Annotated in this window: 25 protein-coding genes and 1 tRNA gene; 18 read left to right on the forward strand and 8 right to left on the reverse strand. The window is 71.9% G+C overall.

The annotated features are described in order from the left end of the window. The first annotated feature begins 42 nt into the window (after positions 1 to 42). From IE231_RS02730 to IE231_RS02740, 3 genes are read left to right on the forward strand one after another with little or no spacing between them, the layout of a single operon-like run. Complete coding sequence (locus IE231_RS02730) at positions 43 to 2,118, forward strand: ArnT family glycosyltransferase (protein ID WP_189692422.1); 2,076 nt, start codon at positions 43 to 45, stop codon at positions 2,116 to 2,118. Beyond that, positions 2,118 to 4,190 (forward strand): glycosyltransferase family 39 protein, encoded by a 2,073-nt coding sequence (locus IE231_RS02735; RefSeq protein WP_189692423.1) that lies wholly within the window; start codon positions 2,118 to 2,120, stop codon positions 4,188 to 4,190. Before IE231_RS02730 ends, IE231_RS02735 begins: the two co-directional genes overlap by 1 nt. A gap of 35 nt (positions 4,191 to 4,225) precedes the next feature. Continuing rightward, positions 4,226 to 6,412 (forward strand): ATP-dependent DNA ligase, encoded by a 2,187-nt coding sequence (locus IE231_RS02740; protein ID WP_189692424.1) that lies wholly within the window; start codon positions 4,226 to 4,228, stop codon positions 6,410 to 6,412. Positions 6,413 to 6,438: 26 nt separating this feature from the next. Here the strand turns inward: IE231_RS02740 and IE231_RS02745 are convergent, their stop codons facing one another. After that, positions 6,439 to 6,813, reverse strand: a complete 375-nt coding sequence (locus tag IE231_RS02745; RefSeq protein WP_189692425.1) for a VOC family protein — start codon at positions 6,811 to 6,813, stop codon at positions 6,439 to 6,441. 219 nt (positions 6,814 to 7,032) lie between these two features. On the opposite strand from IE231_RS02745, the gene IE231_RS02750 reads away from it, so the two are divergent. The 3 genes from IE231_RS02750 to IE231_RS02760 all read left to right on the forward strand — a co-directional run bounded on the left by IE231_RS02750 (position 7,033) and on the right by IE231_RS02760 (position 9,288). Next, the gene (locus IE231_RS02750; RefSeq protein ID WP_189692426.1) at positions 7,033 to 7,701 is read left to right on the forward strand and encodes a protein tyrosine phosphatase; all 669 of its coding nucleotides are present in this window, start codon (positions 7,033 to 7,035) and stop codon (positions 7,699 to 7,701) included. Positions 7,702 to 7,852: 151 nt separating this feature from the next. Further along, positions 7,853 to 8,428, forward strand: a complete 576-nt coding sequence (locus tag IE231_RS02755; RefSeq protein ID WP_189692427.1) for an RNA polymerase sigma factor — start codon at positions 7,853 to 7,855, stop codon at positions 8,426 to 8,428. Further along, positions 8,425 to 9,288 carry a hypothetical protein gene (locus IE231_RS02760; protein ID WP_189692428.1) on the forward strand — a complete coding sequence of 288 codons (864 nt, stop codon included), beginning with the start codon at positions 8,425 to 8,427 and terminating at the stop codon, positions 9,286 to 9,288. Before IE231_RS02755 ends, IE231_RS02760 begins: the two co-directional genes overlap by 4 nt. Before the next feature lie 51 nt (positions 9,289 to 9,339). Here IE231_RS02760 and upp read toward each other — a convergent pair whose 3' ends face one another. Continuing rightward, positions 9,340 to 9,975, reverse strand: coding sequence for a uracil phosphoribosyltransferase (upp, locus tag IE231_RS02765; RefSeq protein WP_189692429.1), 636 nt, complete (start codon positions 9,973 to 9,975; stop codon positions 9,340 to 9,342). A gap of 19 nt (positions 9,976 to 9,994) precedes the next feature. After that, entirely contained in the window at positions 9,995 to 10,795 is an 801-nt protein-coding gene (locus IE231_RS02770; RefSeq protein WP_189692430.1) for a phosphatase PAP2 family protein, read from the reverse strand. Positions 10,796 to 10,921: 126 nt separating this feature from the next. On the opposite strand from IE231_RS02770, the gene tadA reads away from it, so the two are divergent. From tadA to IE231_RS02805, 7 genes are all read left to right on the forward strand, one after another. Beyond that, positions 10,922 to 11,425, forward strand: coding sequence for a tRNA adenosine(34) deaminase TadA (gene tadA / locus IE231_RS02775; RefSeq protein ID WP_189692431.1), 504 nt, complete (start codon positions 10,922 to 10,924; stop codon positions 11,423 to 11,425). A gap of 90 nt (positions 11,426 to 11,515) precedes the next feature. Next, positions 11,516 to 12,010: an RNA polymerase sigma factor gene (locus IE231_RS02780; protein ID WP_189692432.1), complete on the forward strand. Its 495-nt coding sequence runs from the start codon at positions 11,516 to 11,518 to the stop codon at positions 12,008 to 12,010. Next, positions 12,007 to 12,651 (forward strand): methylated-DNA--[protein]-cysteine S-methyltransferase, encoded by a 645-nt coding sequence (locus tag IE231_RS02785; protein ID WP_189692433.1) that lies wholly within the window; start codon positions 12,007 to 12,009, stop codon positions 12,649 to 12,651. Before IE231_RS02780 ends, IE231_RS02785 begins: the two co-directional genes overlap by 4 nt. Then, positions 12,648 to 13,319, forward strand: a complete 672-nt coding sequence (locus IE231_RS02790; protein WP_189692434.1) for an alpha-ketoglutarate-dependent dioxygenase AlkB family protein — start codon at positions 12,648 to 12,650, stop codon at positions 13,317 to 13,319. Before IE231_RS02785 ends, IE231_RS02790 begins: the two co-directional genes overlap by 4 nt. Before the next feature lie 13 nt (positions 13,320 to 13,332). Further along, positions 13,333 to 13,929, forward strand: a complete 597-nt coding sequence (locus tag IE231_RS02795) for a DNA-3-methyladenine glycosylase I (RefSeq protein WP_189692435.1) — start codon at positions 13,333 to 13,335, stop codon at positions 13,927 to 13,929. A 5-nt stretch (positions 13,930 to 13,934) separates the two neighbouring features. Then, positions 13,935 to 14,822, forward strand: coding sequence for a DNA-3-methyladenine glycosylase family protein (locus IE231_RS02800; RefSeq protein ID WP_229866454.1), 888 nt, complete (start codon positions 13,935 to 13,937; stop codon positions 14,820 to 14,822). Between the two features lie 50 nt (positions 14,823 to 14,872). After that, positions 14,873 to 14,957 (forward strand) — tRNA-Ser (locus tag IE231_RS02805). 65 nt (positions 14,958 to 15,022) lie between these two features. On the opposite strand, the gene IE231_RS02810 is transcribed toward IE231_RS02805, so the two are convergent. From IE231_RS02810 to IE231_RS02820, 4 genes are all read right to left on the reverse strand, one after another. Beyond that, entirely contained in the window at positions 15,023 to 16,252 is a 1,230-nt protein-coding gene (locus IE231_RS02810; protein ID WP_189692436.1) for a Dyp-type peroxidase, read from the reverse strand. Beyond that, positions 16,252 to 16,659, reverse strand: coding sequence for a copper chaperone PCu(A)C (locus IE231_RS02815; RefSeq protein ID WP_229866455.1), 408 nt, complete (start codon positions 16,657 to 16,659; stop codon positions 16,252 to 16,254). The genes IE231_RS02810 and IE231_RS02815 overlap by 1 nt, the downstream gene beginning before the upstream one ends. A gap of 3 nt (positions 16,660 to 16,662) precedes the next feature. Then, a complete protein-coding gene (locus IE231_RS18165; protein WP_229866456.1) occupies positions 16,663 to 16,827 on the reverse strand; it encodes a hypothetical protein in 165 nt (54 codons plus the stop codon). A gap of 144 nt (positions 16,828 to 16,971) precedes the next feature. Next, on the reverse strand, positions 16,972 to 17,598 hold the full coding sequence (locus tag IE231_RS02820) for a hypothetical protein (protein WP_189692437.1): 627 nt from the start codon (positions 17,596 to 17,598) through the stop codon (positions 16,972 to 16,974). A gap of 109 nt (positions 17,599 to 17,707) precedes the next feature. Between IE231_RS02820 and IE231_RS02825 the strand changes: the two genes are divergently transcribed. The 5 genes from IE231_RS02825 (at position 17,708) to IE231_RS02845 (ending at position 21,620) form a co-directional block, all read left to right on the forward strand. Continuing rightward, on the forward strand, positions 17,708 to 18,094 hold the full coding sequence (locus IE231_RS02825; protein WP_189692438.1) for a hypothetical protein: 387 nt from the start codon (positions 17,708 to 17,710) through the stop codon (positions 18,092 to 18,094). 12 nt (positions 18,095 to 18,106) lie between these two features. Continuing rightward, a complete protein-coding gene (locus tag IE231_RS02830) occupies positions 18,107 to 19,270 on the forward strand; it encodes a cation:proton antiporter (RefSeq protein WP_189692439.1) in 1,164 nt (387 codons plus the stop codon). Between the two features lie 50 nt (positions 19,271 to 19,320). Further along, positions 19,321 to 19,977, forward strand: a complete 657-nt coding sequence (locus IE231_RS02835; RefSeq protein ID WP_189692440.1) for a hypothetical protein — start codon at positions 19,321 to 19,323, stop codon at positions 19,975 to 19,977. A gap of 77 nt (positions 19,978 to 20,054) precedes the next feature. Next, positions 20,055 to 20,789, forward strand: a complete 735-nt coding sequence (locus IE231_RS02840; protein WP_229866457.1) for a YcnI family copper-binding membrane protein — start codon at positions 20,055 to 20,057, stop codon at positions 20,787 to 20,789. Positions 20,790 to 20,939: 150 nt separating this feature from the next. After that, positions 20,940 to 21,620, forward strand: a complete 681-nt coding sequence (locus IE231_RS02845) for a DUF4232 domain-containing protein (RefSeq protein WP_189692441.1) — start codon at positions 20,940 to 20,942, stop codon at positions 21,618 to 21,620. 198 nt (positions 21,621 to 21,818) lie between these two features. Here IE231_RS02845 and IE231_RS18400 read toward each other — a convergent pair whose 3' ends face one another. Then, positions 21,819 to 21,950: a hypothetical protein gene (locus IE231_RS18400; RefSeq protein WP_255429866.1), complete on the reverse strand. Its 132-nt coding sequence runs from the start codon at positions 21,948 to 21,950 to the stop codon at positions 21,819 to 21,821. Positions 21,951 to 22,110 lie beyond the last annotated feature (160 nt).

Below are 22,110 nucleotides of genomic sequence, written 5' to 3' on the forward strand. Positions count from 1 at the left end.
AACCCAGACCTCCCCACGTCACACCCCAGAAGAGCTTGGACCATGACAACCTCCCTCACCCCAGACAGCGCGGCTGCGCCCGCCCAGGACGAGCGCACGACGGCGGCCGCTTCCCGCCGTCGTGCGCCTGCCCTGGGCGGGGGGACAGCCGGATGGCGGCGCTTCGCCTTCGGCACCGACCAGCCCCGCTGGGTGCGCCCCTCCGCGTTCTCCCTCGTGGTCGCCTCCGGGTTCCTGTATCTGTGGAACCTGACCAACTCCGGATGGGCCAACGAGTTCTATGCCGCGGCCATCCAGGCTGGCAGCAAGGACTGGACCGCGTGGTTCTTCGGCTCGCTCGATGCCGGCAACGCGATCACCGTGGACAAGCCGCCTGCCGCATTCTGGATCCCGGGCCTGCTGGGCAGGATCTTCGGCTTCAGCTCCTTCACGATGCTCCTGCCCGAGGCGCTCATGGGCGTGGCGTCCGTGGCGCTCCTGTACGCGGCCGTGAAGCGGGTGAGCGGGCCGGCCGCGGGGCTCATCGCCGGGGGCGCGCTCGCCGCCACACCGGTCGCGGCCCTCATGTTCCGGTTCAACAACCCGGACGCGATGCTCACGTTCTGCCTCGTAGCGGCGGCCTACATGACCGTCCGGGCCATCGAGAAGGCCGGCTGGAAGTGGCTCGTGGGCGCCGGCGCGCTGCTGGGACTGGCGTTCCTGACCAAGATGCTCGCCGGCCTCATCATCGTCCCGGCCCTCGGGCTAGCGTACCTGTGGGCTGCGCCGACCCCGCTGCGGCGGCGCCTGCTCCACCTGCTCGGCGCCCTCGGCTCCCTTGCGGCCGTCTCAGGCGCGTACATCCTCGCCTTCACCCTGACGCCCACGAGCGTGCGCCCCTACATGGCCGGCTCGCAGACCAACAGCTTCCTCGAGCTCACGTTCGGGTACAACGGCCTCGCACGGATCTTCGGCAATCGCGGAGGCGGAGGACAGGGCGCCTTCCGCGGGCAGGCGGCCGACGCCGGTGCTGCCGCCGGCGGATTCGCGGGCGGCGCGCTCGCCGGCGGTGCACCGGGCGGCCCCGGCGGCGGGGGCTTCGGCGGGGCAGCAGGCATCACCCGCATGTTCGGCCCGACCTTCGGCGCCGAGATCTCCTGGCTGCTGCCTGCGGCGCTGCTCCTGCTGGTCGCCGGGCTGTGGTTCACGCGCCGCGCCGTGCGGACGGACCGGGTGCGGGCCTCGCTCATCGTGTGGGGCGGCTGGACCGTCCTCACCGCGACGGTCTTCTCGTTCATGACCGGCACGGTGCACAACTACTACGCGATCGCCCTCGCGCCGGGCATCGCGGGAGTCGTGGGCATCGGAGCGGTCGAGCTGTGGCGGGGCCGGGCCTACTGGGCCCCGCGGATCATCCTCGCCGTGGCAGTGCTCGGCACGAGTGTCTGGACGTCGGTGCTCCTGGGCCGCGACGCCTCGTGGCTCCCGTGGCTTCAGGTGGCGGTCGTGGTGCTCGGCGTGCTCGCGGCGCTCGGCCTCGTCCTCCGGGTCGACCGCTTCCGGGCAGCGGGCATGCAGGCGGGCGCGCTGGCGCTCGCCGTCGTCGCGCTGCTCGCGGGGGGCCTCGGCCCGGCCGCGTTCACGATTGCCACGGCCTCCGTGGGGCACAGCGGAGCGATCCCGACATCCGGGCCATCCGGCGGAGACGGCTTCGGCAGCCGAGCGGGGTTCGCCCAGTTCCGCGACCGTACAGGCGCCCGGCCCGACGGCTCCGGGCAGGGAGGCCCGGGCGAGGGCGCGGCGGCCTCGCCCGAGCTGGTCAGCCTCCTGCAGGCCACCACCACGAAGTGGTCGGCGGCCACGACCGGCGCCAACTCAGCCGCGTCGCTTGAGCTCGCCTCGAACACCAACGTCATTGCGATGGGCGGCTTCATGGGCAGCGACCCCTACCCCACGCTGGACGAGTTCAAGGCCATGGTCGCCAACGGGCAGGTCACGTACTTCATCGCCGGCGGCGGCATGGGCGGCGGCTTCGCAGGCCGCGGCGGGAGCGACTCCTCGGCGATCGCGCAGTGGGTCGAGGCCACCTTCCAGGCGCAGACGGTCGGCTCCAGCACCGTCTACAAGCTGGTGGGCTGATGGCGGGCACTCTCGGCTTCGAGTCTCCCGGGATCCGCCCGGGGGCCGCGGATCTGCCAACGGCCGGGGACCGGCCGGCGGCGCGCGGTACGGCCTCCGCGGAACGGCCCAGGACCCTCCGGACCGCATGGGGTGCGGCGCGGCGGCGGGCAGAGCTCGCCGTCGTCCTCGCCGCGGTCGCGGCCCTGTACCTGTGGAACCTGGCGGCCAACGGCTGGGCGAACGCCTTCTACGCGGCCGCCGCCCAGGCGGGCAGCCAGAACTGGGAGGCGTTCTTCTTCGGGTCCTCGGACGCGGCGAACTCGATCACCGTGGACAAGCCGCCGGCCTCGCTGTGGATCGTGGACCTCGCGGTCAGGGTGTTCGGGCTCAACTCGTGGTCGATCCTCGTGCCCGAGGTGCTCATGGGCGTGGGGACGGCGTGGATCCTGTACCTCGCGGTCCGCCGCGCCGTCCTGGCGGCGACCGGAAGCGGCCCAGCGGCCCACCGCGCGGGGCTCCTGGCCGCCGTCGTGCTCGCCCTGACACCGGTCGCGGCGCTCATGTTCCGCTTCAACAACCCGGACGCGCTGCTCGTGCTGCTCATGACCGCCGCGGGGTACGCGACGGTGAGGGCGATCCAGGACGCGAAGGTCCGCTGGCTCGTCGGGGCGGGTGTGCTCCTCGGACTCGGCTTCCTCACCAAGCAGCTCCAGGTGCTCCTCGTGGTGCCGGGATTCGCGCTCGCCTACCTCTGGGCGGCACCGTTCCAGCTGGGGCGCCGGCTCCTGCACCTGCTCGCGGCGCTGGGCGCGATGCTCGCCGCGGCGGGCTGGTGGATTGCCGCGGTCGAGCTGACGCCGGCGAGCGCACGCCCGTTCATCGGCGGTTCGCAGACCAATTCGATCCTCGAGCTCACCTTCGGGTACAACGGCTTCGGCCGGCTCGACGGCAACGAGGTGGGATCCGTGGGCGGCGGCAACGGCTGGGGCCAGCCGGGTCTCCTGCGGCTCTTCTCGGACTCGTTCGGCGGCCAGATCGCGTGGCTCGTGCCGAGCGCGCTGATCCTCGGAGCGGCGGTCCTGTGGGCGGGGCGCCGCGCCCCGCGCACCGATGCCGTCCGTGCTTCCGTGATCGCGTGGGGCGGCTGGGTCCTGGCGACCGGCCTGACGTTCAGCCTCGCCTCCGGCATCATCCACGAGTACTACTCGGTGGCCCTCGCCCCCGGCATCGCTGCCGTGGTCGGACTCGGCGCCGGGATCCTGTGGCAGCGGCGCCGCGCGGGTCTCGAGGGCGTTGCCCTCGCCGCCGCAGTCCTCGCCGCAGGCCTGATGGGCGCCCTCCTCGTGGGGCGCGCCGCCGGTTTCCTTCCGTGGATGCCGCCGGTGCTCGCCGTGGCGGGAATCCTCGCGGCCCTCGGCGTGCTGGCCCTCGCCTTCCGGGAGCGGCTCACCGCGCGCTGGGCCTGGGCGCAGCGCACGACGGCGGCATTCGCCCTCGTCGCGGCCCTCGCCGGGCCGCTCGCGTTCACCGTGCAGACCGTCAGCACCGCGCACAGCGGGGCCATCGTGACGGCGGGGCCCTCCTCCGGGTTCGGCTTCGGCGGCCGCGGGATCGGCGGCCAGCGGCAGTTCGTCCAGAGCCGGCTCGGCCAGGGCACCTCCGGCCCGGCCGGGGGCGGCTTCGGGCAGCCGGGCGGGCAGGCCGGCTTCGGCGGCGCCCCGGGACGCGGCGGTGCGGGGGGCCTGCTCGGTGCGGCCACGCCGTCGGCCGCACTGGTTTCCGCCCTCGGAACGGATGCGTCCGCCTACACCTGGGCGGCCGCAGTGATCGGATCCAACAATGCCGCCGGCTACCAGCTCGCCTCGCAGCTTCCGGTCATGGCAGTCGGCGGCTTCAACGGAACGGACCCGTCCCCCACGCTCGCGCAGTTCCAGGAGTTGGTAGCCCAGCACCGAATCCATTGGTTCATCGCCGCGAACCTCATGCAGGGCAGCTCCGGCTCCGACGTGCCGCGACAGATTGCCGCCTGGGTGGAGGCGAACTACACCGCCCAGACCATCGGCGGGGCCACCGTGTACGAGCTCGGGTAACGACGGGAGGCACTGCCGGCGGCTACGGTGGGCCCATGGCGGATTCCGAGATCCTGCACGTGGACGGCCCCGACGGTGAGCGGACGGTGAAGCTGACCAGCCCTGACAGGGTGCTGTGGCCCAGCGCGGACGGGCGGGAGGCCATCACCAAGCGCGGACTGGCTGCCTACCTCATCGCGGTGTCCGGCCCGTTCCTGGCACTCAACGGCGACCGTCCCATGACCCTGCAGCGCTTTCCCGAGGGGATCGAGGGCGAGGAGTTCTTCTCCAAGCGCCCGCCGCGCGGCGCGCCGTCCTACCTCAGGACGGTGACGTGCACCTACCCGTCGCGGCGCCGGCACGACCAGCTGGTGTTCGATGAGCCCGCCGCCCTCGCCTGGGCGGCGCAGATGGGCACCGTGACGTTCCACCCGTGGCCGGTGCGTACTGCCAACCTGGACAATCCGGACGAGCTGCGCATCGACCTCGACCCCCAGCCGGGCCGTGGCTTCCGCGATGCCGTCACCGCGGCGCATGCACTGCGGGAGGTCATGGCCGAGGCGGGCCTCACAGCCTTCGCGAAGACCTCCGGCAACCGTGGGGTGCACGTCTACGCCCGCATCCAGCCGGACCATGAGTTCCAGGAGGTGCGGCACGGCGTCATCGGCATTGCCCGGGAACTCGAGCGGCGCCTGCCGGACCTCGTGACCACATCCTGGTGGAAGGAGGAGCGCGGCGAACGCGTCTTCGTCGACTTCAATCAGGCCAACCGGGACCGCACGATTGCGGCCGCCTACTCCCCGCGCCCGCTGCCCCACGCGCCGGTTTCCACCCCACTCGCGTGGGACGAGCTGGACTCCGCCGATCCGCGGGACTTCACGGTCCACACGGTGCCGGAGCTCCTCGCGTCGAGAGAATGCCCCTGGGCCGGGATCGACGCCACGGCGGCGCGCCTGAACGGGGCACTGGCCCTGTGGGAGCGGGATCTCGAAAACGGGCTCGGCGAGCTGAACTTCCCGCCGGACTACCCCAAGATGCCGGGCGAACCCCCGCGGGTCCCCCCCAGCAAGCGGCGGGCTGACCGGGCCGACGAGGAGTACATGGCGCCCAAGGCTGAGAGGGACGCCGAGTGGGGCACCGCCATCGCCCCTCCCTACGGGCCGATGCTCGCCAAGCCGGTCAAGAAGCTGCCCGAGGGCGACTACCTCTACGAGCCCAAGTGGGACGGCTTCCGGTCGATCGTGTGGCGCTCCGGGAACCGGGTTGAGATCGGCTCGCGCAACGCACTCCCCATGACCCGGTACTTCCCCGAGCTCGTGGAGGCCTTCGTGGCGAACCTGCCCGATCACTCGGTGGTCGACGGCGAGATCATCCTCGTCGACCCGGAGTCCGGGGACCGGCTCGACTTCGACGCGCTGCAGCAGCGGATCCACCCCGCTGCCTCACGCATCGCCAAGCTCGCTGCGGCCACCCCGGCGAGCTTCGTCGCCTTCGACCTGCTCGCGCTCGGACAGGAGAACTACGTCGAGCGGCCGTTCCGGGAGCGGCGCGCGGCCCTCGAGGAGGCGCTCGAGGGCACGCAGCCGCCCGTCTACCTCACGCAGGCGACGCGGGATCCCGCGCTCGCCCTCGAATGGTTCAGCAGATTCGAGGGGGCGGGCCTGGACGGCGTCATCGCCAAGCCCCTCGGGGAGCCGTACGCCGAGGACAAGCGGATCATGGCCAAGCTCAAGCACGAGCGCACGGCCGACTGCGTCCTCGCGGGCTACCGGCTGTACAAGAATGAGCGCGATGCCATCGGCTCCCTCCTTCTCGGACTGTACGACGCCGAGGGCCAGCTCCATTCGGTGGGGGTCATCGGGGCGTTCCCGATGGCCCGTCGGCGGGAGCTGTTCGCCGAGCTGCAGCCTCTCGTGACCACGTTCGAGGGGCATCCCTGGGCGTGGGCGCAGCCAGCAGCGGACACCACGCCGGACAACCGCGACCAGTCGATCCCCCGCACCCCGACCGCTGCGGCCCACTCCCGGTGGAACGCCAACAAGGATCTCTCCTTCACCCCGCTGCGCCCTGAACGGGTAGTCGAGGTCCGCTACGACCACATGGAGGGGGACCGCTTCCGCCATACCGCCCAGTGGGTGCGCTGGCGCGACGACAGGAGCCCTGAGTCCTGCACCTATGAGCAGCTCGACGAGCCCGTCAGCTACGACCTCGCCTCCGTCCTGGACGCCGACCGCCGGGCCTAGCCTCTCGTCGGGGCCTGCGCGTCGGGCTATCCGTTGGGCCGGTTCGGCAGGTACTGGATCGCCCACCGGTTCGCGTCCGGATCCTCGAAGGTCACGAAGTGCCCCCAGTCGAGGACCTGCACATCGCTCACCTCGACGCCGCGCGAGGCGAGCTCGTCGTGGGCCTCCTGGATGTCCGCCACGACGACCTGGAGCGCCGAGGTGCCCGGCGGGACGGGCGCGAGCCCCTCACCGAACGCGATCGAGCAGGCCGAACCCGGAGGGGTGATCTGCACGAACCGCAGGTTCTCATTGACGCGCTGGTCGTAGTCGAGGTGGAAGCCCACCTTGTTCACATAGAAGTCGATCGAACGGTCCACGTCGCTGACGGGGATGAAGACGAGTTCCAGTTTCCAGTCCATAGACCCACGCTAGGGGCCCGCACCGGCGAGCGGAACCTCCCGCGGACCGGCTGCGGACAGCTCCGTTCCGCTCTCTCCGCAGCCGCTACCGGCCGTGGAATCCTTTCTGGAACTTTTTTCGCGGATCGAGTGACCTTTCGGGGAACGGGATCGGTTCAAGGGATGTAGGCCGCCGCAGAGCGGCCTGTCGCCCGGTCCCGATCCTCCAGGAGATTGCCCATGTCTGTTTTCGCTGCCCTCGTCTCGAGCAAGGTCGCGGTGAGCGCCGCGGCACTCGGCGCACTGACCGTCGGCGGCCTCGGAACCGCCGCCTACACCGGTTCGCTGCCCACCGATGCCCAGCAGGTGGCCCACCAGGCCATCGGTGCCCCTGCCCCGAAGCCGGTGCAGGACGCCAAGGACGCCGCGGACGCAGCCTCCCAGCAGGCCAAGGGCGAGGCGGGGAAGCCCGCCGGGACGGCGACGGCGGCGGCATCCCATGCGGCCGGGGAGGCCAGCGCGGCCGCAGGCAGCGCTGCGGCGAACGCTGGCCGTCCCGTGTCTGGTGCCGCGGATACCGAGATCCTCGGCCTGTGCCACGCCAACGCCCAGGGCACCCTTGGCGCGGCGTCCGCGGGCTTCAAGACCCTGGCCCTCGCGGCCCAGGGCGAGGCGAACGTCTCCGCCTTCTGTCAGGCCCATGGCGTCTCCGCCTCCGACGAGGGCGCCGCCGGCGGCGACTCGGCCCTGAACGCCACCGTTCCCGGTGCCCCGACCCTGCCGGCGGCCCCTGCCCTCCCGGGCCAGAACAGCCTGCCCTCGGCGCCCGCCGTCCCCTCCTCGGTTCCTGCCGTGCCGACCGCTGCCCCGGCACTGCCGTCCGAGGCGACGCAGGCTGTCCGCCCGTAGCGTCGGGTAGGCTGGCTCACCGTGCCGGGGCCCCGCGTGCGCGGCCCCGGCACATCACCACGGCGCGCGGCGCGCCCGACCGGGGCCGCTGCAGCGCCGTTCGCCGACGGACAGGACCCACTGGTTGCAGACCGCAGAGAATGCCGGACCCGTGATCGCCTCAGACGATCACGGGGGCCCCGCCGCGCTGTTCACGGCGGCGTACCGCGCGTTCTCAGGCCCCGTGCAGGGGTACCTCCGGGCGCGCGGCGTCGATGATCCGGACGCCGCGACGCACGATGTCTTCCTGTCGCTGTACACCCGCATGGTCCCCTCCGGACAGGGCGGAGACGGCACACCGGGCATCACCGAGGGGCCGGGCATCACCGGGGGGCTTGAGGGGGCCAAGGCCCTCGCCTTCACCATCGCCCACGGGCGCGCCGTGGACCACCACCGCCGTCGCGCGAGGACCCCGTACCTCGTTCCGCACGAGGCCGAGAGAGACCCGCGCCGAGCACCGACAACGCCCGAAGATGACGTCCTCGCAGGAAGCGCTGCCCTCGCACTCCTCGATAGGCTCCCCGAGGACTACCGGGAGGTCCTCCTGCTGCGCATCGTCGCGGACCTCTCCATCGAACAGACCGCGACAGTCATGGGCCGGACGACCGGAGCGGTCAAGCAGCTCCAGCGCCGCGCGCTGAAGGAACTCCGAACCCACGTGCCCACGAGAGAACTGAGCAGGCCATGACATCAGCACCAGATCGTGACGAGCCGGGCGTCATCGACGAGCTCCTTGCTGGCATGGGATCCGAGGACGCGGAGCCGCTCAGGCCCGTCCTCGAGGACCTGCGTTCCCTCGCCGCAGCGGCACCCGTGCTGCCCAACCGGCGCCTCGCCGCGCTCCTGGTCGACGACACCCCGGTGACCGCTCCCCTCGCCGTTCCGCCGACGGCCCTGCACGGCTCGGCGCACGGCGCCCCGGAGACCGTCGCACTTCCCACGTCCCAGGCCGCGGCTGACCTGCTGGACGGTATCCGCGGACTGAGGGCCGACGGCGGTGGGGAGGCCATGGTCGGGAACCGGGCCGCAGTCGTGGACCTGGCCGCCGCGCGCAGTGAACGTGCCGACAGCGAGCGGACCGCCCCGGGGCAGCGCCGGCGCAGGCGGCGTCCCGTCGCCACGGCCATGGCGATCGCTCTCGCCGCGGGTGCGGCGACCGCAGCCGCCGCCGTGGCCCAGAGCGCACTCTTCCCTGCCCCGGACACCGGCAGGCCGGGGATCGAGCGCCCTGCCACGAGTGAATCAGGCCAAGCACCTTCCCAGGCCCCGGCGCAGCCCGGCTCTGATGTGAGCCCGCGGCTTGCCCCGGCCGAGCATGCCCCGCAGGACCCATCTCCCGCGAGTACGACCGGCCCGACCGTTGCCCCGTCATCGACGCCCCGGACCTCATCACCGCTGTCCGAAGGAGGAGCACCCGCGGTGCCCCTGCCCTCGCTGCCGATCCCGTCCGCGCCCACCGCAGTGCCCACCACCGCGCCGACGGCGCCGGATCTCCTGCCGCTGCCCCACCCATCCATCCTCCCGGGGGGCCAGCTGCCCCTGCCGTGAGCAGAGGTCCGGCAACCGCGCTGCCTCGGGAACCGGGCCGCCTCGGACCCGCTACTTGGCCAGACCGTACAGCCGGTCTCCCGCGTCGCCGAGGCCCGGGACGATGTAGGCCTTCTCGTTGAGGCGCTCGTCGATCGAAGCGAGGACCACCGTGACATTCGCGTCGCCGAGCCCGTCTTCGAGCCGCTTGAGGCCCTCGGGCGCTGCGAGAAGGCAGATGCAGGTGACGTCGCTTGCCCCTCGTCGGAAGAGGAACGTGATGGCCTCGGTCAGCGTGCCGCCGGTGGCGAGCATCGGATCGAGGACGAAGACCTGCCGGCCGGTGAGGTCTTCGGGGAGCCGCTCGGCATAGGTGACGATGTCCAGCGTCTCCTCGTCGCGGGCCATGCCGAGGAATCCCACCTCGGCGGTGGGGACGAGTTTCACCATTCCCTCGAGCATGCCCAGGCCTGCGCGCAGGATCGGCACGACGAGCGGGGTCGGCTTCGTGAAGGCGGTGCCCACGGTCGTCGCGACGGGCGTCTCGATCGTGACCGACTCGGTGCGCACCTCGCGGGTGGCCTCGTACGCCAGCAGCGTCACGAGCTCCTCGGTGAGCTGCCTGAAGACGGGGCTGGGGGTGTTCTTGTCCCGCAGCACCGTGAGCTTGTGCGCCACGAGCGGATGGTCCACAACGAGAGTTCGCATGGCAGAGAACCTACCAGCCTCACCCTGCAGCGGCGTCCCCGCGGGAGGAGGACGACGACGGCGGCCCGGCGGCGGCGTCGTGCGCACCGGCGGCGGCATTGGCCACACGGGCGAGCCGGACGAGGTGGAAGACGCGGTGGGCGACGATCACGAACGTGAGCCAGGCGAGGCCCAGGAACCATGCCGCCACCACGTCGGTGAGCCAGTGGTGGCCGAGGAACACGCGCGAGAGCCCGATGGCGACCGCGTAGAGGGCTGCAGCAGCGATCACGGCCACGCGCGCCCACGTCTGCCTCAGCTTGAGGCAGACGAGATAGGCGACGATCCCGGCGATCACGGTCGCGTTGAGGGTGTGCCCGCTGGGGAACGAGGGGGTGTGCTCATACGGCGGGACGGCGAGGGTCAGGGGCGGCCGCGCCCGGCCCGTGACCTGCTTGCCGAAGACGGTCGCGAGGAGGGATCCGAGGGCCGCGGCCGGGATGAGGACGAGCGGGCGCCAGTGGCGCATCCACAACGTGAGCAGAGCGGTTGCCGCAGCCGCCACGATCGGGGCGATCACGCCGCCGCCCACATTCGTGAAGGCGGTCACCGCGCTGTTCAGGGCTGGAGTGCGCGCCGCGACCGCCCAGTTGAGCACGGGCTGGTCGAGCGAGGCGAGCGCGTCGTGCTGGACCACCGACTCGTACACCTCCCCGCCCGCCCACGAGAACGCCAGGACGAGCGCAGCCCCCACGGCAAGGAGGATCCACATGGATGCGTGGGGTCCGAGCCACCGGGCCATGGTCCTGGCAAGCTTCCGAAGGGCGCTCCGGTCGCCCATGGCCACTCCTCTCCCGGGCCGCGGGTGCCGCCCCCACTGTGCGGGCCAGTCCACGTGCCCGTGGAGCCAATACCCGCACCTGCCGAGCCCGTACCCGCACCTGCCGCCGAACCTATCATTGGACCCATGCCTGCCACGCCCCACGGACCGCGCGACCAGGAGCGTGCCCACAGAGCGTGGATGCGGCTTGCGCTGGACGAGGCCCGCGAGGCGGAGGCCACGGGCGACGTGCCGATCGGGGCGGTGGTGGTCGGGCCGGAGGGGCAGGTGCTCGCCGTCGGCCGCAATGAGCGTGAAGCGCTCGGCGACCCGACGGCCCACGCCGAGGTCCAGGCGATCCGGGCCGCGGCCCGTGCCCTCGCCGACGACGGCGGCGGCGACGGCTGGCGGCTGTCCGACTGCACGCTCGTGGTCACCCTCGAGCCGTGCGCGATGTGCGCTGGCGCGATCGTGCTCGCGAGGATTCCCCGGGTCGTGTTCGGCGCGTGGGACGAGAAGGCGGGCGCGGCCGGGAGCGTCTTCGACATCCTGCGCGAGCGGCGCCTCAACCACTGGGTCGAGGTGTACCCGGGCGTGCTCGAGGACGAGTGCGCGACGCTCCTGCGCGGGTTCTTCGCCCAGCACCGCTGAGGGCCCTTCGCGGATGGTGGAATGATGGGGCTGAACGTCGGGACACGCCGCCGACCTCACATTCCCGGTGCCCGGGGCGTCTACAGAGTGATGGACACGAAACAGCCCTTCGAAATGCTCGTCGAGCTCCACGGAGCCACCGTGCTGCGGGTCTGCCGAGCCGTCGTGGGGCCGCTGGACGCCGACGACGTCTGGCAGGAGACCTTCATCTCGGCGTTGCGCGCCTACACCGACCTCCCGGCCGACGCCAACGTGGAGGCCTGGCTTGTGCGGATCGCCCACAGGAGGTCGCTGGACGCCGTTCGGGCGGCGGGGCGCCGTGCGGTCCCCGTCGAGTCGGTTCCGGAAGGGACCTCCGAGCTCGGGAATCCGGAGGAGCCAGGAGGGATCTGGGGCCATGTCGCCCGGCTCCCGGACAAGCAGCGCCGCGTCATCGCCTACCGCTACCTCGGCGACCTCCCCTTCGGGGAGATTGCCGGCATCGTCGGGGGAACCCCGGCCTCCGCGCGCCGCTCCGCCGCGGACGGCCTGAAGAAGCTCCGCACTCTCATTGCGGCAGACCAGCCGGAAGGAAGCTTGCCATGACCAGCACCGACCAGACCGCGAGCGCGCCAGGCATTGGACCCGTGGACCTCGCGTTCCCACCCCACCTGGCGGTCATCGAGCCGGGAGTCCTCGAGGGCCTCCGGCGTTCCCTCGCCGCGAAGGCCAACCGGGAAGGCCTGCTCGACGTCGCGTACTGCGTGGTCGACTCGCCCGTGGGCCGGCTGCTCATCGCCGCCACCGAGCGCGGCCTCGTCAGGGTCGCCTTCGAGCGGGAGGGACACGAGGCGGTCCTGCAGTCGCTCGCGCAGAAGCTCAGCCCGCGCATTCTCGAGGCCCCCGCCCGTCTGGGCTCGGCGGCCCGCGAGATCGAGGAGTACTTCGGGGGCAAGCGCACCTCGTTCGACCTGCCGCTCGACCTCAGCCTTTCCGCCGGGTTCCGGCGCACAGTCCTCGCCCATCTCGGCCGGATTCCCTTCGGCGGCACTGAGAGCTACACCGAGGTGGCGCGCGCGGTGGGAAACCCGCGAGCCGTGCGCGCCGTGGGGACGGCGTGCGCCACGAATCCGCTTCCCGTGGTGGTGCCGTGCCATCGCGTTCTCCGCTCGGACGGCAGTCTCGGCGGCTACATCGGTGGCCTCGAGGCCAAGAACGCGCTCCTTGTGCTCGAGGGATCGGCATGACGGCCGCCCTGTTCGGGGACGAGCTGGTGGAACGGCCACGGCGCGAAGTGTCACCGGGGGCGGTCCACGTGCCCGGCTGGCTCAGCCTCTCCCAACAGGCCTGGATTGCAGAGCGCTTCCACGAGTGGGCCAGGGGGCCTGTTCCTCTCCGAGCCGCCCGAGTACGCGGACACGAGATGTCCGTCCGGACCGTGTGCCTCGGGTGGCACTGGCAGCCATACCGGTACACCCGGGAGGCCGGGGATGTGAACGGCGCCCCGGTCCTGCCCTTCCCTGACTGGCTCGTCCGCGTGGGCCGCCTCGCCGTCGCGGAGGCCTACGGCCGGCAGGCCGGCGCGGCCGACTACACGCCGGATACGGCGCTCGTGAACTTCTACGATGACGCCGCGAGGATGGGCATGCACCAGGACAAGGACGAGGTCTCCCGGGAGCCGGTCGTGTCGCTGTCCATCGGTGACAGCTGCCTGTTCCGGTTCGGCAACACCGAGACGCGCGCGCGGCCCTATGAGGACCTGGCCCTCGCCTCGGGCGACCTATTCGTCTTCGGCGGCCCCTCGCGCCTCGCGTTCCACGGCGTCATGAAGACCTACCCGGGCACCGCCCCGGAGGGCTGCGGGCTCGCAGCCGGGCGGATCAACCTCACCCTGCGCGTCACCGGACTGGACTGAAAGGCAGACACCCATGAGCGAGGCAGCACTCATCACCGGCGAGGACGGCCTTGCACGCCCGTCCTGGGCCAGCACAGACGCCCTCATGCGCGAGTACTACGACACCGAATGGGGCATGCCGGTGCGGGACGAGCAAGGCCTGTACGAGAGGATCTCCCTCGAGGGGTTCCAGGCCGGGTTGTCCTGGGCCACGATCCTGCGCAAGAGGCCCGCGTTCCGGGCGGCTTTCGCGGACTTCGACCCGGAGGCCGTGGCCGTGTTCGGGGACGACGACGTCGAGCGGCTGATGCTCGATAGCGGCATTGTGCGGAACCGGGCCAAGATCAACGCGGCGATCACCAATGCGAGGGCCACGCTCGCGCTGCGCGACGAGGGCGGTCTCGTGGAGTTCGTCTGGTCGTTCCAGCCTGACGAGACTCCGGCGCCCCGATCGTTCGCTGAGATCCCCTCCTCCTCCCCCGAATCGGTCGCACTCTCGAAGGCGCTGCGGAAGAAGGGCTTCGCCTTCGTCGGCCCGACCACGATGCATGCGCTCATGGAGGCCATCGGCATGATCGACACCCACCTCGTGGGAAGCCACCGGCGCGGAAGCTCGGGCGTGTGGACCTAGACGCCGTGGACGCAGACACGGTGGTCAGGCGCGGCAGCACCGCGTCGAAGCACATCCGCCTCGGCGCGAACGGCGGCCTCGAGGCCGCCGCGATGCTCGCGAGCCTCGCGGCGCACTCGGTCCCCGGCGCCGAGCGCACCGACCTCGCCGCGGGGACGCACGAGCGCCTCATCCACACGGCGCACGGACCGGTTGCGGCATCGATCCGGCTCGACCCCGCCGGGGCGGAGGCGACGTTGCACGGCCCCGCGGCCGGCGGGGACGAGGCCGTGGCGACCCTCCGCCTCTGGCTCGACCTCGACACGGACGTCGCCGAAGTCCGGTCGGCACTGGGCGGCGACCCCGTTCTGGCCCCGCTCCTCGAGGCGCGTCCGGCGCTGCGTGTCATCGGCACCACCGACGCGTTCCAGACGGCCATCACCACCGTGCTGGGCCAACAGGTCTCCCTCGCTGCGGGAAGGACGTTCGCGGGCCGGCTGGTCCAGGCGTACGGCACACCCGGTCCGCTGGGCCTGATGCGGTTCCCCGGCCCGGCGGCCCTTGCCCGGGCGGACCGCGAAGAACTGCGGGCCGCCGTCGGGCTCACGGCCTCCCGGGCGAGGACGGTCCTTGCCGTGGCCAGTGCCTTCGCGGACCGCGCGGGCGCGGCCGACCGCGGACGGCTCGTGCTCACCCGGGACGAGCTCCTGACGCTGCCGGGGGTGGGCCCGTGGACCGCCGACTACCTCGAGGTGCGCACGGGGCACAGGGACGCCTTCGCCCCCGGGGACCTCCTCCTGCGGCGCTCGCTCGGCGGCATCACGGCCAAGGAAGCCGCCGCGCGTGCCGAGGGCTGGAGCCCCTTCCGTGCCTACGCGCTCGTGCACCTGTGGACCGCCTCCGCCTACCTGTGAGGGGCCCAGTTTGGAGCTGGACCTCCGTCCCGGTACAGTTGATGCCTGCTGGTGGTGTGTCCGAGCGGCCGAAGGTGCATCACTCGAAATGATGTTTGGGGCAACCCAACGGGGGTTCAAATCCCTCCACCACCGCCCAGCACGAAGGCCCGGAGTCCTCAGGATTCCGGGCCTTCGCCATGTCCGCCGGGGCTGTGCCGTCAGCCCAGCAGGGTCTCGCCGATGAACCCGCGTTCCCGGCAGCCGGGCGGGACCGCGAACACGGCCGAGCCGACCGGCGTCGTCCACCGGTTCAGGAGGTCGAGCTCGTCGAGCCGCCGCTGGATCGGCACGAACTGGCGGTCGATATCCGCTTGGTACGAGACGAAGATGAGCCCGGAATTCGAGATCTCGCCGCCGGTGGGCTCGTCGTCGTAGTTGTACCCGCGGCGGAAGATCCGCTCTGCCGGGCTTCCGGGGGCCTCTCCTCGCGCTCGCCGCAGGTGGGAGAACTCCGCGATCCGCGGGAACCCGAGCGGGGTGGTCGCGGCGAAGTCGGGCTGATCGTGCTCCTCGGTGCCAGTCAGAGGCGCACCGTTCGAGAGCTTCCGGCCCACCGACGCCTCCTTCGCCACCGCATCGAGCTGGTCCCAGCCCTCGAGGTCCATGTGGATGCGCCGCACCACGAGGCCCGTCCCCCCGGCCAGCCACCCCGCCCCCGACCACACCACCCCGTCGAACTCCTCGCTGCCGGGAACCGGGTTGGACGTGCCGTCGACCTGGCCGAACAGATTCCTCATGGTCGTCCCCGCAGCGGTGGATCCATGGGCCCACCGGAATCCGCGCTGCGTCCAGCGCACTGCCGCAAAGGAGCGGGCGTCCTTGAGGAGCATGCGGGTCGCATGGGCCACGGTGAGCGGATCGTCTGCGGCAACCTGCAGCAGGAGGTCTCCATCGCTGAACTCGGGGCGGAGCCGGTCGACTGCGAAGGCAGGCAGCGGCCTGAGCCACTCGGGGACCCGCCCTCCAGCCCGGGCCACGAACGCGGGGCCGAACCCGAACGTCACGGTCAGCCTCGCGGGAACCGAGGCGAGCTCGGGCTCCGTGTCCGCGAGGGCGGGGCTGCCGGCGGCGAGGCGGGCGGCGTCGTCGCTGAGGAGCCGCATCAGACGGCGGAGGGCGTCCCGGTCCACGCCGTCGCGAAGATCCAGCGCCACGAGCCTCGAGTGGGCCTGGGCGGGGGTCGCGATGCCCGCCTGATGGTCCCCGTAGAACGGGATGGTCTGCGCACCATTCAGGACGGGATCGACCGCGGAGGCAGGCGCCGGAGTCTCGAACGCCCGCGTCGCGCCGAGAGCCGCGGCGGCGCCGGCCCCGGCGGCAGCCCCTCCGATGAGGAACTGACGCCGGGTGTGCCGCGCGCGGTCAAGGTCCTGGCCGGCCCTCGTCATCAGTGGTCCATGCCCATCGAGGAAGCGGAAGCCGTGGCCCCCATGCCGCCGCCGGCGCTCGGGCTGCTGCCGGTGTAGGTCTCGTTCGCCCCTGAGAAGTCCTTGACACGAGCGGTGAATCCCACGGTGGAGTGGTCCGAGAAGGTGAGCGTGAGCGTGACGTCGTCGCCGGCGCGGAGCGGTGCGGAGACGTCCATGAGCATGATGTGGCTCGCCCCGGGCGCTAAGGTGAGCGTCCCTCCGGCGGGGATAGTGAACCCACCCTCTTTGGCGCGCATGGCCTGCTGGCCGCCCGCCGTGGTGATGGTCTCGTGCAGTTCCGTCCGGCCCGCGGCGGCAGCTGTTGCCGACACGAGCGTGATGTCCGCGCTGCCGTTGTTGGCAATCGTGCCGAAGGCCCCCGTCATGCCCTAGTCTGCCGCCTTGGCCCAGGCATCGGAGACGGTCACCGAGGCAGCCGCGTGGGAGGCGGCGGGAACGGCTGGTGCGCCCGCGCCGGCGCAGCCGGTCAGGGCCAGTGCGGCGGACGCGGCAAGAGCCGCGGTGGTGGCACGGAGGAGCGTACGGATGGTCATGGTGATGTTTCCCTTCACAGGTCCCGGCGGCCGCGCGTCGGCGCGCTCCACCGGCGCCGCACACGGGTGCGCGAGCGGCGTCACGGGTCTTTGATGGCTTCCGAGCAGGCCTGAGGGCGCGCGGGACGGTTCCGTTCGGCGCGGTCAGACCGTGAAGGGGCGCGGTGGCCCCCGCCGCTGGAGGGGACAGCGCTGCGGTGCCGGACGGAGCCGCGCCACCGGCCGCGCGGCTGCGGCGATGCGGGGCCGATTGGCCGGAACCATCACGAACAGGATGAGGACCAGCGCCGAGCGGGCCCATTCAGCAATGCGCGTGGCCAAGTCCTGCAGGCCGCCCAGGAGCGCCTCGCCGCGATGGAACGCCGCAATGGTCACCAGAGCGGCGACCGCGTGCCACATCCACATCGAGGGATCGGTGGGCATCATCTCGGGCAGCGCACCGATCCCCGGCATGTCGGCGGCAGACATCACCGGGGCCATGTGCGCGTGGTGGGCTGGCAGGGGCGAGGCCGGCGCCGGCGTCGTGCCCAGGACAAAGAGCGCGTGGAACAGGAGCTGGCTGGTAGCGACTCCAAGCGAGAGGCGCCAGAGCGAGGGCCGCGCGCCGATCGCCGTGCAGACGAAGACAGAAAGGACCCAGGGAACGGCCAGTCCGACCACGCCGGGGACAGGGCCACCGCCGGCGAGGTGGGACACGAACGCCCCGAACGTCGCGAACGAGGCCGCGGCGAGCCCACGGGCTGCGCGGCGGCTTCTCGGCGTGGGGGCCATCCACCTATTATCTCCGAACGGAGACCATCCCGCACCGCCGGTCCGGCGGCGGGGAATATGATGCAGGCCACATGGTGCGTAGCAGCGCCCGCGCTGAGAGGAGCATTCCATGGCTGTGACCTGGCTCGACGAGCCGGAGGAGCACGACTACCCGGCTGCTGCCGCCTACCTCGCACTGCTTGCCGGCCCCGACCAGGTCATGGCGCTCGTCAAGGCGCTGCGCCAGGCCCCCCTCACGCACCAGAAGGCCAAGGACATCCTCCGGGCGTCCCGCCTGGCGCTGCTTGAGGAGACGAATGCCCACGTCCGCTCGGACCTCGTGAAGGTCCACAAGGGCGAGAGGCTCTCACCCATTCTGCTTGTGCGCGGAGACCTCGCCTCCGGGGCCGCGCTCCAGATCGCCGACGGATACCACCGCGTGTGCGCCAGCTATCACACGGACGAGAACACGGACATCCCGGTCAAGATCGCCGACTTCCCCGTCACGGGCGTGTGAGGCCGGCCCCAGGTGTCCTTCGTCGAACTCTCGCTCATCTGCGTCGTCGCGCTCGCGGGGCCGGCGCTGGCCGCACGGAAGTCCTGGCACCTCCCGCTCGTCCTGGGCGAGCTGGTCGCGGGGGTCCTCGTGGGCAAGTCCCTGCTGGGCTGGCTCAACGCCGACAATGAGACGTTCACGTTCCTCGCCGACATCGGGTTCGCCCTGATGATGTTCGTCGCGGGAACGCACGTTCCGATGCGGGACCGCACCATCCGCGGCGCGATCGGCAAGGGCTCGCTCCGTGTCGTGACCGCCGCGGTGGTGGCCACTGCGCTCGGGGTTGCCCTGGCCATGCTGTTCGGCTCCGCGAACGCGCCGCTGTACGTGGTGCTGATGGCTTCGTCGTCGGCAGCGCTGGTCCTGCCCATTGTGGATTCGCTCAAGCTGACCGGCACGAGCGTCCTCGAGCTCACCGCCCAGGTGGCGCTGGCCGACGTCGCCGCAATCGTCGCCCTGCCCCTCGCGATCGACCCCGCCAACGCGGGTCCCAAGGCACTCGGCGCGCTGGCGGTCGCGGCGTGCGCACTCGGGGTCTGGTGGGTGCTGCGCTTCTTCGAGACCAACGGCGGGCGGCAGAGGCTGCATCATGTCTCAGAGGAGCGGAAGTTCGCCCTAGAGCTGCGCATCCAGCTCACGATCCTCTTCGCCCTCGCAGGCCTGGCCGTCTTCACTCACGTCTCGATCATGCTCGCGGGGTTCGCGTTCGGCCTCGCGGTCTCCGCGGTCGGCGAACCGCGGCGCCTCGCCCGGCAGCTGTTCGCCCTCAACGACGGCTTCCTCGGGCCGGTCTTCTTCGTATGGCTCGGGGCATCGATCGACCTGAGACAGCTCGGCGGGCATCCGCAGATGATCGTCCTCGGCCTCCTCCTCGGGATCGGCGCAGTGGGGGCGCACGCCGTCAATCGGGTCGCGGGGCTGCCCCTGCCGTTCGCGATCGGCTCCGCCGCGCAGTTGGGCGTGCCGGTGGCCGCTGCCACGATCGGCCGCAGCTCGGGGGCCCTTCGCCCCGGGGAGGACTCGGCGCTCCTCCTCGGCGCCCTCGTCACCATCGGATGCACGACGGCGGCCGCGGCCTGGGCGGCGCGTCGCGGCGCTGCGGACGCAGCGCCGCCTGCGGCACCCGTGGAGCGGTGACCCCGGGGGGTTCTACGGGCGGTAGAATAAGCCGCCAGTGAGGACCAACCGTGCACGGGGAGGTGGGCATGGGCCGGACCGGCATCAGAGCCCTCCTGCGTTCCCTGCGTGCGACGGCGCTCGGCGGCTCGGTCATCGCGCTCGCCGCAGGCGCACACGCGTGGGCAGGCGCCGATCTCCCGCACCCGCTCATCCTCGCAGCGCTCGTCGCGGTGACCGGACTCGCCTCCACCGTCCTCAGCCGCGTGATGCTGCGCCTCCCGGCGCTCATGGCCGTGCTGGGCGCCGGTCAGCTGGCGCTGCACGAGGCCTTCGCCGCGCTCGCCCCGACGGGCGAGGCCTCGCCGTCGTCCGCGGCCGCCCTCGGAAGGGGATGGCACCAGCACAGCGGGGACGCGCTCTCCGCGCTCACCTCCCTGGACAGCGGCGCAGCCGCTGCGGCCCACAGCCACTCGTCCCCGCTCATGCCCGTGCTGCACGGAGGCGCCACCGTGGCGTGCGCGTTCGCGATCCGCGGCGCCGAGCGCGCGCTCGAGCTGCTCGCCGCGTGGCTGCGGCCGCTGACCCGCCTGCCGGAGCCGGCCGCCGTCGTGCCTCCCGCACCGGTCCTGCCCGCGGCCCCCAGGGCTGCCCACCGCGTTCTGCCGTGGCGCCAGCTCGCCCCGCCGCCCCTTCGCGGGCCACCACCAGCACCAGCCTTCGCCTGACAACGCGCCGCCGGCCATCCGATGGCGCCCTCACCCCTCCTCGGCGCGCCTGTCTGCGCGCCGCGAAAGGCCATGCTGTGAACACCCTGACTACCCATACCCGCCGCGCCTCGCGCATCATCGTCCCCACCGCCCTCGCCGCAGGCCTCCTGCTCGGGGCCGCCGGGGCCGCCTCCGCCCACGTGGGCATCACACCATCCTCCACAGATGCCGGCTCGTCCTCGCTGCTGACCGTCGCGGTCCCGCATGGCTGCGGTGAGAGCCCCACCACGAAGGTGGCCATCTCCCTTCCCGCCGAGCTCGTCGACGCACAGCCAACCGTCAACGCCAACTGGACCGTGGAGAAGGTCGTCCAGAAGCTGGACGCTCCCCAGAAGCTCGCGGACGGCGCGAGCGTGACGCAACGGACCTCGCAGGTGGTCTACACGGCCAAGACCCCGCTGGAATCCCACCTGCGCGACACCTTCGTGCTCAGCGTCAAGCTCCCGGCCGACGCCGCGGGCAAGACGCTCTACTTCCCCACCCTCCAGACGTGTGAGAAGGGCTCCACGGACTGGAACGAGATACCCGCGGCCGGCGCCGCCCACGATTCGGTCAAGTCGCCGGCGCCCTCGGTGACGGTGGCCGGGGCGAAGGCCCCGGCCGGCGAGCATGCCGAGCACGGCGCCGTGGACACCGCCGATCCGGCGTCCACGACAGCCTCCTCCACGGGCGGTGCCGCCGTGGCCGGCTGGGCAGGACTCGCCGCGGGGCTCGCAGGCCTGGCACTGGGAGCTGCCGCACTCGTGCGGACGCGCGGGCGCAAGGCCTGAGACGTCCCTCCATCCGGCCCCGTGTTCCGGGCTTGCGCGGAACACGGGGCAACGCCATCCGCACCCTGCGGGCAGCAAGGCGAAGTCGTCGCGGGATCGTTGCCGGGTCGTGTCTTGACGCCCCGTGGGACTGAAGTGAATGGTGGGACTATGAACCGCTTCCAGCGCGCCCTGGTCCTCGCCTCCCCCCTACTCCTCGCGGGAGCCCTGACCGGGTGCGGCGGCGGGACATCCACACCGGGGTCATCGTCATCGGCTTCGGCTTCGGCTTCGCAGAGCCCCTCGGCAAGCTCGGCTTCGGCCACCCCGTCGGCGAGCGCGACCACGAGCGCCTCCGCCTCTGCGAGCGGGAGCACACCGCCAGCGGGGAGCCAGCCGCCCCCCGCCACGACGCCCGCCGCCGGCGGCCCGGCACGCTGCCTCTCGACGCAGCTCGAGGGGAGCATCCAGCCGGGCGCGGGCGGTGCCGCCGGCACCGTCTACCAGAAGATCGCGCTGAAGAACGTCTCGCCGACGCCGTGCCTGCTCCAGGGCTTCGCTGGCGTGTCCCTCACCAACGGCCCTCAGGGGGAGCCGATCGGTGCCCCGGCCGACCGTGACTCGTCGGTGCCGGTCGTCGCGGTCGTGCTGCAGCCGGGCCAGAGCGGGGCGGCGGACTTCGGCCTGCACCAGGCCGGCAATTACCAGGACTGCGTCAGGGTGCAGGCTGCGGGCTACCGCGTGTACCCTCCGGAGGACTACGGCTCGCTGTTCATTCCGGCGCCGGCCACAGCGTGCAGCAACGCCGATATCCATCTGCTGACACTGCGCGCTTTCCAGCCGTTCTCCTAGGATTCCTTGCCGTGCGCGTTCCGAGGGCCGGCAATGACGCCCAGGAAATCCTGGCGAAAAGAGAGGACGGCCGGAGCGCGGCATGCCCTCCGGCCGTCCGGCCGGCAGCCTCGGACGCGACTCGACGCAGAAGAATGCGGAATCGTCGCTGCCGGCAGGCCCCCTGGTCCCGGGTGTTTGGACAACCCCTGGGCTATCTCAGAGGGCGCCCTTGCGGCGCCGCGGAAGGAATTGCTCCTCCGCCGCCTTCGCCTTCTTCTCGGCACGCTTGGCCTTGATGGACTTTCCCTGCTTGAGGTTCTTGGAATTGCGCGGCGACTTTCCTGACATTTCAGCTCCCCGTGGAATTAATTGAAAACTGGAATACCTGCACTTCCGACCATACCCGAGAAAAAAACAAAAGCCAGCTGGCAGCAGCGGGCGGCGTGGGCGAGGACTGTCGGTGGGGTGGAGGATGATGGTGCCGTGAGTCGGGGACCGGGAGGGCAGG

The organism is Sinomonas cellulolyticus, assembly GCF_014656475.1.
Lineage (GTDB): Bacteria > Actinomycetota > Actinomycetes > Actinomycetales > Micrococcaceae > Sinomonas > Sinomonas cellulolyticus.